Below are 13,806 nucleotides of genomic sequence, written 5' to 3'. Positions count from 1 at the left end.
AAAGAATATGAAAAACAAAAGTACCCTGTTTCTGGTACAGGCGGCACTGATCGGTGCCATCTATGTAGTACTTACCCTTGTGTTTGCACCCTTCAGCTATGGAGAAGTCCAGGTACGTATCTCAGAAGCACTGACCATCCTTCCTTATTTTACACCGGCGGCAATCCCCGGATTATTTGTAGGATGTATCATTGCCAATATCCTGGGCGGCTGTATCCCGGTAGACATCATCTTCGGAAGCATTGCCACACTGCTGGGCGCAGTTTTTACTTACAAGCTGCGTAATTCCAGTCGGTTCCTTGCCCCGCTTCCACCTATCATCTCCAATACAGTGATCGTGCCTTTCGTACTTCACTATGGATACGGCATTAATCTTCCTATCCCATTGATGATGCTGACTGTAGGTGCTGGCGAGATCGTTTCCTGCGGTATCTTTGGACTGATCCTTCATAGTGCTCTTTCCAAATTCCGCGGTTCCATCTTCTCAGGTTCCAAAACAGCAGCCAGATAAGCAGGTTTACGCTTATGTTATATTAGACGGACTTACCTCTTGTTCAGAGATAAGCCCGTCTTTTTCAAATTAATTCCTTAAGCCGGTTCAGGATCCGCTTTTCCAGTCTGGAGACCTGCACCTGGGAAATCCCCAATTCTGCCGCCACTTCCATCTGTGTCATATCCTGAAAATACCGCATGCAGATCAGCTGTCGTTCTCTCTTATCCAGATGTGCCAGAAGTTCTTCCAGTAAAATCCGATTCAACAGCTTTTCCTGCGGGTTTTCCTTATGCGCCAGCTTTTCTGACAGTGAAATTTCACTGTTTTCTCCCTGATAAACAGACTTTTGAAGGGACTCCACCTCTGCCGCAGCCTCCATAGTCATCACCAGATCTTCCACAGGCATTTCCAAAGCCTTCGACAGTTCCGTGATCATAGGCTCCCTGCCCATGGAATATTCCAATTCTTCTCTCTTTTTATATACACGATAATAATTTTCTTTCAAAGAACGGCTCACCTTCAAAAGGCCATCATCCCTCAGATATCGTTTGATTTCACCTGCGATCATAGGTACTGCGTAAGTGGAAAACCGCACATCAAAAGAAAGATCAAATTTGTCCACTGCCTTTATAAGCCCGATACTGCCAATCTGGATCAGATCCTCCATGTCCACGCCCCGCCCCACAAAACGCTTTGCCACACTATAAACAAGTCCTGCATTTTCCTCAACTAATGTATCTCTTGCCGCTTTATCACCCTGGTGTGCACGCCCGATCAGGGCAAGAGTATGGTCCATGTTACCTCCCTATGATTTTTTTCATGTGCACGATTGTGCCTTTTCCAACCTCTGATTCCACAGTCACCTGATCCATAAAGGCTTCCATGAATGTAAATCCCATACCGGATCTGTCCTTGTCTGGCCGTGTAGTGTACAAAGGCTCCATGGCTTTTTCAATATTTTCGATCCCTGCTCCTTCATCTGCAATATCAATCTGGATCTCCTGTCCCTGCCTTCTACAGGTCATATGGATCTTATGTATTTCTCCTTCATAACCATGTATGATACAGTTGGTAACAGCTTCTGAAACTGCAGTTTTCAGATCTGACACCTCTTCCAGCGTAGGATTCAACTGTGTGCAAAATGCTGCTGCAGCTATCCTTGCCAACCCTTCATTTACAGGACGGCTTTCAAAGATCATTGTCATTTCATTGGTATCCTCCATAATATGCTCCCTTCCCTTAACAGATAAATTTATGGACTCCAGACAGATGAAGCAGTTTTTCCACATAACTACTTACATTCACTGCCTTTATACACCCTTTTCCCATTCCAAGCGCCCGATATCGTCCCATGATCAGTCCGATTCCGGAACTATCCATAAATGTGGTCTCTTCAAAATCAAAGATAATGGTCTTAATATATGTCTGTCCCATAATCCGGTCTGTTTCTTTCCGGATCAGATCCGATGCAGGATGATCCAGTTCTTCTGGCAGTCTTACTGTCAGACTGGTACCCTGAATATAAATTGCAGCTCCCATCACCACTCCCCCTTATATTCAATATTCCCCCTCAATGTTACAAAAAAAGAGGGGCTGCTGTCATAGACAACAACTCCCCCTGCTTCGAGGTTTCTCTGTTAAAAAGTCCCATCTTCACTACTGCCGGATCCGCTTTCGTCACTGCTTGCAGATCCGCTTTCGCTATTGCCATCCTCTTGACTTTCGGAAGTAACTCCGGTCACACCAAGGCTTCCACACATAGCACTGTAAACATTCTTCATATCATCTGTCAGATACTCCTCATACACATTCTGAAGATTCTCTGCAGCTACATCATAGCTCTCCTGCACATATGCAGTATATGCTTTGAAAAGAGCTTCATAGGTCTGGCTCTTTTTCTTTTCTTCCTCCATCTGCTGAGTGATCTGCAGAGCTGTATCGTCAGATTCCTTTGCTTCACCCTGGGCTTTAGAAAGCTCGGCCCCTTGACTGGATAAAGATTCGCTGTAATTGATCAGCTGTTGGTTGGCTTCCCGATATATTCCCTGTTTGATAGCAGGTACGGCCAAAAGCCAGAATGCCAGTGCACCGGCCCCAATACCAAGCATCAAAGTAAAAAACAGGGAAATCCTTGAATTTTCACGATATGCAGGCGGCTGTACCACCATGCCTTCTATACCGTTATCTTCACCCTGTTCAGATTTAGTTCTGCCAAACAGTCCCTTTTTCTGCTTTTCCAGCCTGGTAGTAACGCCAGTCTGCTCATCCACTTCCCTCAGAAAACGGAGTGTGGTAGTATTGGTTTTATCGATCCTGGCCGCCTTTCGTAAGATCCGTCTTGCCTTTCCCCATTCATGATTCTTCATCTGGATCAGTGCAAGCAAATGATACCCCTTGATCAGCTTGGAATTCTGTGCAAGGATCTTTCGAAGCTGTATTGCAGCCATATCTTCATGCCCTTCCCTGCAAAGTGCTAGGGCATTGTTGTATTTACGGATCGTTTCATTAATGGCATCCAGCTTATTGGAATTGGCCTGAAGACGGTTAATGTACTCATTAGCCAGATTCTTGGTAGGCTTCAGATTCTTGCTGATCACCCATTCACTTAATGCAGCAACAACCTCGCCGGTTTCAAAATAAACAAGTCCAAGAAGATTTCTTGCCTGAATATTTCTTTTGTCATAAGTAAGACTTTGTTTCAAACAATTAATGGCTCCTGACAGATCCCGGATACTGGCTTTTTCAAGTCCCTGATTATAGTAGAATTTTGACAGATAGTCCACTTTCTTCTGTATCAGAACATTGCACCCACAATTAGGACAGTAATCCAGATCCTTGTCTGCCAGAAATGCGCCGCAATTCATGCAGTTCATCAGTATCTCCTTATGGTTATTTCATGCGGCGGCCGCTTTTTGCTTCCCGCAGCATCTCCTGTAAAATGTCCAGGATATCAGTGAGTTCTCTGTCATATATGGCACTTTCTGCATCTGTTACATCCAGACACGGTTCAAACTTCTTCAGTTCTTCTTCGTAATCGATCATGCTTTTCTCCTTGCGATTGCTGCTTTAATCTCTCCTACAAGATATAAAGATCCTACACAGAACAGCATTCCGTCTTCTCCCTTTGCCTTTAAGGCAAGTTCCAGAGCCTTTTCCACTTCTGGATCAGCCTCTACAGAGGCACAGCCCTCCCGTGTGAAGATATCTTTTAATTCCTCTTCCGGAACTTCCCGATAACCACCTACCTGGGTAACAACCACATGTCTGAAACGGATCTGACTGCAGATGGTATGGATCATATCTTTGTAATCTTTATCATTTACTGCTGAAAACAGAAGTGTAAGCGGATATTCCTGCTGAAAATGCGCTGCAGTCTCCACAAACTTGGCTACTCCGTCTTCGTTATGTGCTCCATCAACGATCACTCCTGGCAAGATCGTCTCCATCCTGCCCTGCCATCTGGTGGCGCTCATTCCTTTTCGCACATGCTCAATAGCTACCGGAATCTGATCCTGTAAAACCTCCATGGTTTTTAATGCCAGCATGGCATTCATAACCTGATACTTTGCAATAAAAGGAATATGAAATTCCTGATGATCCTTACCATAATACTGATTTTTCAAAGAAAAATCAATCCCTGAAGCTGTATTGGAAAGAATCTGCGCATCCTCCTTTTTTACTTCGTAAAAGGGACTGTGAAGCTCTCTGGCATGTGCACGGATCACCTCTGCTGCTGATGGGTCATTGCCATCAAAGATCACCGGCACTCCCGGGACAATGATCCCAGCCTTTTCCCCTGCGATCTTAGCTACTGTATCCCCAAGGTACTGCATATGATCCAGACTGATGGATGTGATCACACATGCTGCCGGATCTTCAATGGCTGTGGTAGCATCCAGCCTGCCTCCAAGGCCAGTCTCCAAAGTCACATAATCTACTCCAGCCTGTGCAAAGATCACCATGCCCATAAGGAATAGCATCTCAAAGTAAGTAGGATGATAGCTGCCCTCTGCCACCAGTTCATCTGCCAGTGCTTTCACCTTCTGGAAAGCAGCCAGAAACGTATCGTTATCAATATTTACTTCATTAATCTGAAACCGTTCATTAATCTCTACCAAATGAGGAGAAGTAAATAATCCACAGGAATATCCGGCTTCCCGGAGAATGGATGTAAGAAATGCACAGGTACTGCCCTTTCCATTGGTACCTGCAACATGAATCACTTTAAAATGATTCTGTGGATTTCCCAGCCTTGCAAGGCATTCCTTGGTATGATCCAGACTGTTCTTTTTTGTAAACTTAGGTGTTTCTTCAATATAGGCCACTGCTTGTTCGTAATTCATAAAAAAATTCACCACTTTTATCTAATGTATTCGCAACCCTTTTGGTTACTCTACCATTATATAATAGTGGTGAAAGATGTCCATACCCAATCGTAACAATTTATCCGACAAGATGTTACGATTGGATAAAACACTATTCGTAGCTGTTCAGTACCCTCGCGAGATATTGCCTTCTGAACAGTTAAAATTATTCCTCTTTTTCAAGTTTCCACGGATTCTTGTCATACAATGCATAAACCGCACGGTCATAACTCTTGCTTAATGCCTTTCTTGTGGAGCTGTTGCTTCGCTGTACAACAGAAAGCCGGTCAAAGTCCTTCAGCTCCGTACCTGTGATCACCAGAGTAGTAGGACTTACATAAACCGTATCATACCATTCTCCATTTAGTTTTACCTGGCTTGAAGGTGTGAAATTGGTTCCCTGGATATAATAGGTATAATCCGAATCTGATACAAGACGGATGGAATCCAGTGTTGCATCATAGAGTCCCATACGCATCTTTGTCCGCTGGAAAGGATTCTCTCCTCCGTATGCGTAACGATCTCCATAAAGCAGATCATATTGCAGGGTTTCCAGATCTACCTGGTAATTCTTTGTATTTCTTCTTGCCTGATGATAACGGAAAATCGTTCCGTCATGGATACCTACCCGATCCATCACCTCTGCTGCGATCTGATAAGATGCCAGGTTTTCATTCTTTTTCTGAAGCCCCATATTATCCCAGATCACATATTCTGTCTGAAACAGATATTTGTTTTTCAAATCTTCCACTGTCAGTCCCATGGTAGGAAGATGATCCCCATACATTACAAGTACCACGTCTTCCGGATAGTCAGCCAGTGTATCCACCAGATCTTTTACAAAATTATCCATCTCATGGATCTCATTTACATAGTATTCCCATTTACAATTCAATTCTTCTGTAGGTGCACCGGAAACTGTAATCTGTGGATCCTCCAATATCGGTTCATCCGGATAGTCTCCATGTCCCTGCACCGAAATGGTATATACATAATCCGGTTCTTCTGTAGAATCCAGACATTTCACGATTTCATCGGTCAGAACACTGTCCTTTACCCATCCCAGAGGATTTTTCAGATTCTCACCAGCCATATATTCTTCTGAGGTAAACGTATCGAACCCAAGGTTGGGGAAAATAGTCCTTCTTCCATAAAAATTGGCTTCATTGTTATGGACAGCATGGGTGGAATATCCAAGATTTTTCAGCACATAGGGCGCACTCTCGCAAGTGGTTTCCTTCAGGATACTCTTATATGGATACTCCCCTGGGCCGAAATAATGAAGGCTCATCCCTGTAATTGTCTCAAACTCTGTATTGGCAGTACCTGCACCAACAGACGGCACCTTGTAATACCCGGAAGAATAGTTTTTCATCAGCTTTCGGAACGTAGGAATAGGATCCTCAGAAATATCCAGATAATTTACAAGTGTAGGATCAAAAAATGATTCCAGTTGCAAAAAAAGGATATTCGGTTTTTTATCTTCCTTTGTTGCCGGAAGGTTCTCCTCTGTCTTTTCGATCCTTTTGATCTCAGACTCAGAGTAATCTCGCGGACTTTTAATACCTGTATTAAAGATTGTAGTCGCAAGACAATATGGATATCCATAATCCTCATATGCAAATGCTATATTTCCAAAATAATTGGAAAGTATCCTTTTCTCAAGGGCAAGCTGTGTAATACCTCCAAAAGCAACAATTCCTGCCAGGATCAGCGGGATCACATATCTGTATCGAATCTTCTTTTTGTATTTCGGTCCCTTGATAAGCAGGATCAACAACCCGATCAGCACAAGTCCGATCAGGATGCAGCCCAGGATCACTCCATAAGCAGGCAGATACTTCTGCATAATGGATAATCCATCGGTAAGCATATGCAGATCCGGCCCTGTAAATGGCGTAACCCTGTTCATCAGCAGGATCCCATTTACAAGTCCAAGGAACAGCCAGAATGCCGATACCAATACACGCCAGAAAAATCTTCTGTGAAACAGATACACGATCAGCATTGTTGTGAAAATAAAAGCTGTATTGTATGCAAAAACCAGTGGCTTGCCTGTCATATACTGCCATGCTTCTGCAATAGAATGGCGGCTGATGGCTTCAATAATAAAATAAAGCACCGCACACCACAGTGCCTGCAAAACAGGCGATATCTTATTACACACATCACTTATTTTCATCTTTGTGCAAAATTTGCCCGTTTTCATGAAAACGCTCCTTTTTATTTCTTTAACTGTTCAAGCTGTGTGATTACTTTTTCTTTCATTTCTTTATATTTTGCCAGTTTTGCTTTTTCAGCATCAACCTTGTCAGCTGGTGCTTTATTTACAAAATTAGGATTGCTGAGCATTCCATCACAGCGGGCGATCTCTTTGGTAAGACGATCCTGCTCTTTTGTAAGGCGTTCAATTTCTTTTTCCCTGTCGATCAGATCTTCCAGTGGCAGATATACAACTGCATTGGATACGACTACCGAAACTGCATCCTCACCAATACCATCTTTGTTGTCCTGTACATGGATCTGACTTGCATAGGCAAGATTAATAAAGGATCTGCTGCTCTTTTCATACATCTGGCAGATCTTCTCATCCTTACCCACGATGTACAGATGCGTCTTACGGTTCTGAGGAACATTCATGCTGTTTCTGGTATTACGGATACCTTTCACTACTTCTTTGAAGCTTTCCACAGCAAGCTCTGCTTCCGGGAAATTCCATTCGTCTTTATATACCGGCCAGTCTGAGATCATGATGGATTCTTCTTCCGGAAGAAGTGTACAGTAAATCTCTTCTGTAATAAATGGCATAAACGGATGAAGCAGCTTCAAGCCCTGGGTCAATGCAGTACGCAGGGTCCACAATGCTTCACCTGCTGCCTTGGGATCTTCCTGGGCTTTCCAGAGGCGTACCTTTGCAATTTCAATATACCAGTCACAAAGTTCATCCCACAGAAAATCATAAACTTTCTGTACTGCAATTCCCAGTTCATACTTATCCATATTCTCTGTTACATCTTTGATCACTGTATTCAGCTTGGAGAGGATCCACTTGTCTTCTGCACAAAGACCATTCAAATCTTCTGGCTCAGTAACAGTCTTGCCTTCCAGGTTCATCATAATGAAACGGGAAGCATTCCAAATCTTATTGGCAAAATTACGGCTGGATTCTACACGTTCCCAGTAGAAACGCATATCATTTCCAGGTGCATTTCCTGTGATCAGAGTAAGACGCAGGGCGTCTGCACCGTATTTGTCGATCACTTCCAGAGGATCGATACCATTGCCAAGAGATTTACTCATCTTACGTCCCTGGGAATCCCTTACCAGCCCATGGATCAGCACATGATGGAAAGGTGCCTTTCCTGTCTGCTCAAGAGCAGAAAATACCATACGGATCACCCAGAAGAAAATAATATCATAACCTGTTACAAGTACATCTGTAGGATAGAAATATTCCAGTTCCGGTGTTTTTTCCGGCCATCCAAGTGTGGAGAAAGGCCACAGTGCAGAACTGAACCATGTATCCAGTGTATCCTCATCCTGATGGAAATGAGTACCGCCACATTTAGGGCAGATTTTTGGCATTTCCCTTGCTACAACCGTTTCCTTACAGTCATCACAGTAATAAGCAGGAATCCTGTGTCCCCACCAGAGCTGTCTGGAAATACACCAGTCTCTGATATTCTCCAGCCAATGGAGGTAAGTTTTGTCAAAACGTGCAGGTACAAATTCCAGATCTCCGTCATCCAGGGCTTTGATCGCAGCCTTTGCCATCTCATCCATCTTAACAAACCACTGGGGTTTGATCATAGGCTCTACAGTAGTGCCGCACCGGTCATGGGTACCAACACTGTGATTATGAGGAACCACCTTCACCAGAAGACCCAGCTTATCCAGATCTTCAACCATAGCCTTTCTCGCCTCATAACGATCCATGCCGGCATATTTGCCTCCAAGCTCATTGATGGTAGCGTCATCATTCAGGATATTGATCTCCTGAAGATTGTGACGGCGCCCCACCTCAAAATCGTTAGGGTCATGAGCCGGTGTGATCTTCACACATCCTGTACCAAATTCTTTATCTACGTATTCATCTGCGATCACCGGGATCTGTCTGCCTGTAAGGGGAAGCTCCAGCATTTTCCCAACCAGGTCCTTATATCTCTCGTCTTCCGGATTCACTGCCACTGCTGTATCTCCCAGAAGTGTTTCCGGACGGGTAGTAGCGATCTCTACAAATCTTCCTTCTTCTCCAACGATAGGATAATTGATATGCCAGAAAAATCCATCCTGATCCTCATGCTCTACCTCTGCGTCTGAAATAGAAGTCTGGCAGACAGGACACCAGTTGATGATCCTGGAGCCTTTGTAAATATACCCTTTCTCATACAGCTTGATAAAGACTTCCTGTACTGCTCTGGAGCAGCCTTCATCCATGGTAAAGCGCTCACGCTCCCAATCAGCTGAAGCGCCAAGCTTCTTTAACTGATTAATGATCTTTCCGCCGTACTCTTCTTTCCATTCCCATGCATATTTCAGGAATTCTTCACGGCCGATAGCATTTTTGTCAATGCCTTCTTTTTTCAGCTTTTCTGTTACCTTAACCTCTGTAGCAATAGCCGCATGATCAGTACCTGGCTGCCATAATGCTTCGTAACCTTCCATCCTCTTGAAGCGGATCAGGATATCTTGCATGGTTTCATCCAGGGCATGTCCCATGTGCAGCTGTCCGGTTACATTTGGCGGCGGCATCACAATAGTAAACGGCTTCTTGTCCGGATTTACTTTTGCGTGGAAATATCCGTTATCCATCCATTTCTTATACAGACGATCCTCAATACCTTTTGGATCATATGTTTTTGCAAGCTCTTTGCTCATTTCATTTTCCTCCAAAATTTACGCCCCCCACACAGATGTGTGAAGGGCGATGTCATGCAGTACCACCTTTTATCGGTTGATACGGCCCTTTTCTTTGCCTTTACTATGAAAACTACTATAATTGTAAATCCATTTCTTGTCAAGATTTTTATGGGATATTACCTGTTACGATTCACAGGCAGCTGCAAGCAGGGTAAACAGTGATCTGCGTCCTTTTAAGCAGCAGCCCACCTTTATATTCCTTTTTATTCCACACTTTTCAAAGATTCCACCATATTGATCTTCTTCAGCTTGAAATGCATGGTAAAGTTTACAAACAGGGAAAATCCACAGGTGATAAGCCCGCTGTAAAGGAAGCTTATCGGATTGATATTCCTGCCAAACATGACTGCATCTACCTCCACAGTGGTAATCACATACCTGTGCAGGAAAATCCCGAAAAGTACTCCCACTAGCACTCCTGCCACTGTCAGCAGTATATTCTCTCTGAATACATATTGAGACACCTCTTTATCATAGAATCCCAGCACCTTTAAGGTAGCAAGTTCCCTTTGCCTCTCTGTAATGTTAATATTATTCAGATTGTAAAGAACAACAAAGGCAAGCATACCGGCTGAAATGATCAACACAAGGATCACTGAATCCAGGGACGTAAGCATTCTTTCCAGCTGTCCTGCCAGACTGCTTGTATAGCTGATACTTAAAACACCAGGCAGTGTAAGCAGCTGCTGGCCTATAGCTTCCAGATCATCCTTATATTCTTCTTTCATAGTAAAAAACAAATTTTTGTAATCTGGTTTCTGTTGAAATACCGACTCATATAAAGAGGGTGAAATATATACATAATGAGCCATATAATTCTCTGTGATGATCTCCACTGGAACCTGATACTCCTGTCCAGCCATTTTCAAAGTGATGGCATCTCCTGCCTTCAGGCCTAGCAGATCCGCTGTTTTCTCACAGATTGCTGCACCTTTATCAGAAAACAAATACTTCTCCTTTGTGATCCGGTTCTGCAAGGTCACATCCTTTTTAAAGCTCTCCATATCCTCAGGTACGATAACGTAAACACTCAGATTGGAAGAGCCTCTTGGTACATTCATTTTGGTAAACTGAACAGACGTACAATGATCTACCTTCTGATTATCCTTAAGGAATTGTACCACTTCTTTTCTCTGTTCCTCGTCTGCATCCTCATCCTCAATCACATTGCCCTCATAATGCTGCAGGTCCCGGTACTGGATCACCGCAATATTCATAATGGAATCCCGTAATCCAAATCCTACCAGCATCAGCCCCATACTTCCTGCAATTCCAAAAACCGTCATAAAAAGGCGTTTCTTATATCGGAATAGATTCCGAAGTGTGGATTTCCAAGTAAAGCTTAAATGCTTCCATAGAAATGTGATCCGCTCTGCCAAAATACGTTTGCCTTCCTTGGGAGCAGGAGGACGCATCAATGAGGCCGGTGTTTCCCGCAGTTCCCGTACACAGGCAAACATTGTGGCTCCTACTGTACATATAATAGAAGCCCCTGATGCGATCAGTGTATATTTCATTTCATAATTAATACACAGAGTATCAGAAACATTATGATACATAATCCCATAAGAAGTGATCACAACATATGGAATGATTTTTTCTCCTACCAGAAAACCCAGGATACTTCCTCCGATCGTAGCCAAGAGTGCATAACAGATATATTTGGCTGCAACAGCTGCTTTTCCGTATCCTAAAGCCTTCATGGTCCCGATCTGGGTTCTTTGCTCCTCTACCATCCTGGTCATAGTAGTAAGGCTGATCAAAGCTGCTACCAGGAAGAAGATCACAGGGAACACCTTGCCGATATTCCGGATACGATCTGCATTATCTCCGTAATCCGAATACTCTGGCAGGTCATTTCTGTCTGTAACCGTCCATGTAGGAACCTTCAGATCTGCCAACTTTTTTTTGGCATCTTCCAGCTTCTGCTGGTTGTCGGCCAGCTCCTTTTTTACCTTTTCCTCAGACTCCTGATACTCCTTTTCACCGTCTGACAGATCTTTTTCTCCATCCTCCAGCTCCTGTTTGGAATCTTTCAGCTTCTGTTCATTTTCCTGGAGTTCTTTTTGTCCATCTATCAGCTTCTGACGGTTTTCTTCCAGTTCCTGTTCTCCACTTTGCAGCTTTTCTGTATTTTGGGAAATCTGGATCCTGGCCTGGGCAAGCTTTCCTGCATTGGCATCTATCTCTTGCTGTCCCTTTTGTGTCTGCTCCTGTCCTTTTTGAATCTGTTCTTTTCCTTTATCCAGTTCTTTCTGAGCTTTATCCAGCTGTTTTTTTGCATCTGCCAACTTTTTTTCTTGCTGCTTTAGTTCTTCCCTGCCCTGATTGATCTGCTCCTGTCCTTTTTGAATCTGTTCCTGGGCATCATTTAACTGGCCTTCTTTTTCGTCCAGCTGCGCAAGACCTCCGTTTATCTGTCCCACAGAGCTTTCCAGCTGTGTCCTGGTTGCAGCCAGCTGCTGTCCTTGTCCTGTCAATTCTGTTTCTGACTGCTGGATCTGTGCAGTAAGGCCCTGGATCTGTGCAGTAAAACCTGCGATCTGTGCCTGCAGCCCAGCCAGTTCCTCCTGGGATACCTCTCCTGAAGCAATGCCTGCATCATAGCTTGCTTGAAGGGAATCTCTTTCCGTGATCAGTGCTGTCAGCTGCCCCTTTGCCAGATCCAGTGCAGCCTTTCCCTGGGCAAGCTGCTGCTCTCCTGTTTCTACTTGAGAAAGCCCTTCCTGGCACTGCAGAAGTTGTTCCTGCAGCTGCTGTCTTTGCTGTTGGATCTGTTCTTTTCCCTGGCTTACCTGTCCTGCCCTTGTATCCAGATCACTTTGGCTTTGTTCCAATTTCTGTCTGGCTTCTGTAAGTTTTAACACACCGGCTTCATATTCCTGTCTGGAAGCCTGTAGTTTTTCCAGTCCATCCTCCAGCTTCTGCTGGTTCTTTTCAAGCTCTTTATTGCCATTATCCAGCTGCTGCTGTGCCTGGGAAAGCTGCTGCTCGCCCTGTTGTACCTGCTGGGTTGCCTGGGAAAGCTGTTGTCTGGCATCTTCCAGCTTTTCTGTTCCTTCTTCCAGCTGCTTCTGTCCATCCTTTAACTGTCCCTTTGCATCTTCAATAGCTTTTACACCATCTTCATATTCTTTCTGTCCATCTGTTAGCTTTTTCCTGCCATCGATCAGCTGCTGCCTGGCATCTGCCAGTTTTTCTTCTGCTTCTCGCCTGCCATCTGCCAGTTCCTGCTCGCCTTCAGTGATTTCTTTTTGTGCATCTGCAGTTACCTGCTGATAACGTGCTTCACATCTTACATCCTGTATCCCTTCCACCTTGCTTTTGATCTTACGGATCAGGATATCATAAGCATCTGTATAGCTGACCACATCTTTGGCACCGTGTACCAGAAGATAGATCTGCGTATATACTTCCTGGTCAAAATCCTCAGGCAATATAAATGCAAATCCGTTCACCTCTCCTGTACCAAGAGTTGTATTACCACGGTTAAAAGAAATATAAAGGGGACTTTTCCCTATAGCTGTCACAGTATAGCTGTGCCTTCCAAGAAACGAACTGTCTTCCTGCTCCCGAAGAACAATCTGATCTCCTGGCTTATACCCATGAGCATTGGCATAAGTATCATCAAGAAACAGTTCTCCAGATTTCTGCGGCAGTCTTCCCTCTGTAACTGTCAGCTGGTTCACCCGTTTGGTCAATGACTCAATATGTAATACCGTCTGTTTTTCATTCTCGCCACAGGTAACATCTGTAAAATAAGCACCTTCCGCATCCTCAATGCCATCGATCTCCCTTAATGCATCTTCATCCTCACTGGTAAGCCCAAGTGTGCTTACTACCTTCAGGTCCATCAGGCTGTTTTCATCATAATATGCATCTCCTGAATATTGCATGTCCGGTGAGGAAGCCTGTATCCCGGAAAAGAAAGCCACCCCAAGGGCTACAATGAAAAAGATGGAAAGAAACCTGGCTTTGCTTCTGCGGATCTCCATCCAGAACTCTTTATGTATTGCTTTCATCTTTTTC

10 protein-coding genes are annotated in these 13,806 nt (G+C 44.1%); 1 reads left to right on the top strand and 9 read right to left on the bottom strand.

Annotated features, from left to right (window positions below):
• The first annotated feature begins 7 nt into the window (after positions 1 to 7).
• Positions 8 to 511, top strand: coding sequence for a QueT transporter family protein (locus tag AB5916_RS05605; RefSeq protein ID WP_158421013.1), 504 nt, complete (start codon positions 8 to 10; stop codon positions 509 to 511).
• Positions 512 to 575: 64 nt separating this feature from the next.
• On the opposite strand, the gene AB5916_RS05600 is transcribed toward AB5916_RS05605, so the two are convergent.
• The 9 genes from AB5916_RS05600 to AB5916_RS05560 form a co-directional block, all read right to left on the bottom strand.
• Entirely contained in the window at positions 576 to 1,289 is a 714-nt protein-coding gene (locus AB5916_RS05600; RefSeq protein ID WP_368189674.1) for a SigB/SigF/SigG family RNA polymerase sigma factor, read from the bottom strand.
• 1 nt (position 1,290) lies between these two features.
• Entirely contained in the window at positions 1,291 to 1,716 is a 426-nt protein-coding gene (gene spoIIAB / locus AB5916_RS05595; RefSeq protein ID WP_158420707.1) for an anti-sigma F factor, read from the bottom strand.
• Positions 1,717 to 1,732: 16 nt separating this feature from the next.
• Positions 1,733 to 2,032: an anti-sigma factor antagonist gene (locus AB5916_RS05590; RefSeq protein ID WP_158420708.1), complete on the bottom strand. Its 300-nt coding sequence runs from the start codon at positions 2,030 to 2,032 to the stop codon at positions 1,733 to 1,735.
• A gap of 98 nt (positions 2,033 to 2,130) precedes the next feature.
• The gene (locus AB5916_RS05585; RefSeq protein WP_368189671.1) at positions 2,131 to 3,366 is read right to left on the bottom strand and encodes a tetratricopeptide repeat protein; all 1,236 of its coding nucleotides are present in this window, start codon (positions 3,364 to 3,366) and stop codon (positions 2,131 to 2,133) included.
• Between the two features lie 16 nt (positions 3,367 to 3,382).
• On the bottom strand, positions 3,383 to 3,535 hold the full coding sequence (locus AB5916_RS05580) for a hypothetical protein (protein WP_173726977.1): 153 nt from the start codon (positions 3,533 to 3,535) through the stop codon (positions 3,383 to 3,385).
• The gene (locus AB5916_RS05575) at positions 3,532 to 4,836 is read right to left on the bottom strand and encodes a folylpolyglutamate synthase/dihydrofolate synthase family protein (protein ID WP_368189669.1); all 1,305 of its coding nucleotides are present in this window, start codon (positions 4,834 to 4,836) and stop codon (positions 3,532 to 3,534) included. Before AB5916_RS05575 ends, AB5916_RS05580 begins: the two co-directional genes overlap by 4 nt.
• 187 nt (positions 4,837 to 5,023) lie before the next feature.
• Complete coding sequence (locus AB5916_RS05570; protein ID WP_368189776.1) at positions 5,024 to 7,039, bottom strand: LTA synthase family protein; 2,016 nt, start codon at positions 7,037 to 7,039, stop codon at positions 5,024 to 5,026.
• A 41-nt stretch (positions 7,040 to 7,080) separates the two neighbouring features.
• Positions 7,081 to 9,735 (bottom strand): valine--tRNA ligase, encoded by a 2,655-nt coding sequence (locus AB5916_RS05565; RefSeq protein WP_158420711.1) that lies wholly within the window; start codon positions 9,733 to 9,735, stop codon positions 7,081 to 7,083.
• Between the two features lie 245 nt (positions 9,736 to 9,980).
• On the bottom strand, positions 9,981 to 13,799 hold the full coding sequence (locus tag AB5916_RS05560) for an FtsX-like permease family protein (RefSeq protein ID WP_368189667.1): 3,819 nt from the start codon (positions 13,797 to 13,799) through the stop codon (positions 9,981 to 9,983).
• Positions 13,800 to 13,806: the final 7 nt, after the last annotated feature.

Origin of the sequence: Blautia sp. 1033sp1_1033st1_G9_1033SCRN_220408 (genome assembly GCF_040929965.1) — a bacterium.
In the GTDB taxonomy this organism is placed as follows: domain Bacteria; phylum Bacillota; class Clostridia; order Lachnospirales; family Lachnospiraceae; genus Blautia_A; species Blautia_A ammoniilytica.
This window is presented reverse-complemented; position numbering and strand designations above follow the sequence as displayed.

Coding starts and splice junctions, on each gene's coding strand:
- AB5916_RS05560 (WP_368189667.1), bottom strand. CDS start 13,799: ATGAAAGCAATACATAAAGAGTTCTGGATGGAGATCCGCAGAAGCAAA.
- AB5916_RS05565 (WP_158420711.1), bottom strand. CDS start 9,735: ATGAGCAAAGAGCTTGCAAAAACATATGATCCAAAAGGTATTGAGGAT.
- AB5916_RS05585 (WP_368189671.1), bottom strand. CDS start 3,366: ATGAACTGCATGAATTGCGGCGCATTTCTGGCAGACAAGGATCTGGAT.
- AB5916_RS05590 (WP_158420708.1), bottom strand. CDS start 2,032: ATGGGAGCTGCAATTTATATTCAGGGTACCAGTCTGACAGTAAGACTG.
- AB5916_RS05605 (WP_158421013.1), top strand. CDS start 8: ATGAAAAACAAAAGTACCCTGTTTCTGGTACAGGCGGCACTGATCGGT.
- spoIIAB (WP_158420707.1), bottom strand. CDS start 1,716: ATGGAGGATACCAATGAAATGACAATGATCTTTGAAAGCCGTCCTGTA.
- AB5916_RS05600 (WP_368189674.1), bottom strand. CDS start 1,289: ATGGACCATACTCTTGCCCTGATCGGGCGTGCACACCAGGGTGATAAA.
- AB5916_RS05575 (WP_368189669.1), bottom strand. CDS start 4,836: ATGAATTACGAACAAGCAGTGGCCTATATTGAAGAAACACCTAAGTTT.
- AB5916_RS05570 (WP_368189776.1), bottom strand. CDS start 7,039: ATGAAAATAAGTGATGTGTGTAATAAGATATCGCCTGTTTTGCAGGCA.
- AB5916_RS05580 (WP_173726977.1), bottom strand. CDS start 3,535: ATGATCGATTACGAAGAAGAACTGAAGAAGTTTGAACCGTGTCTGGAT.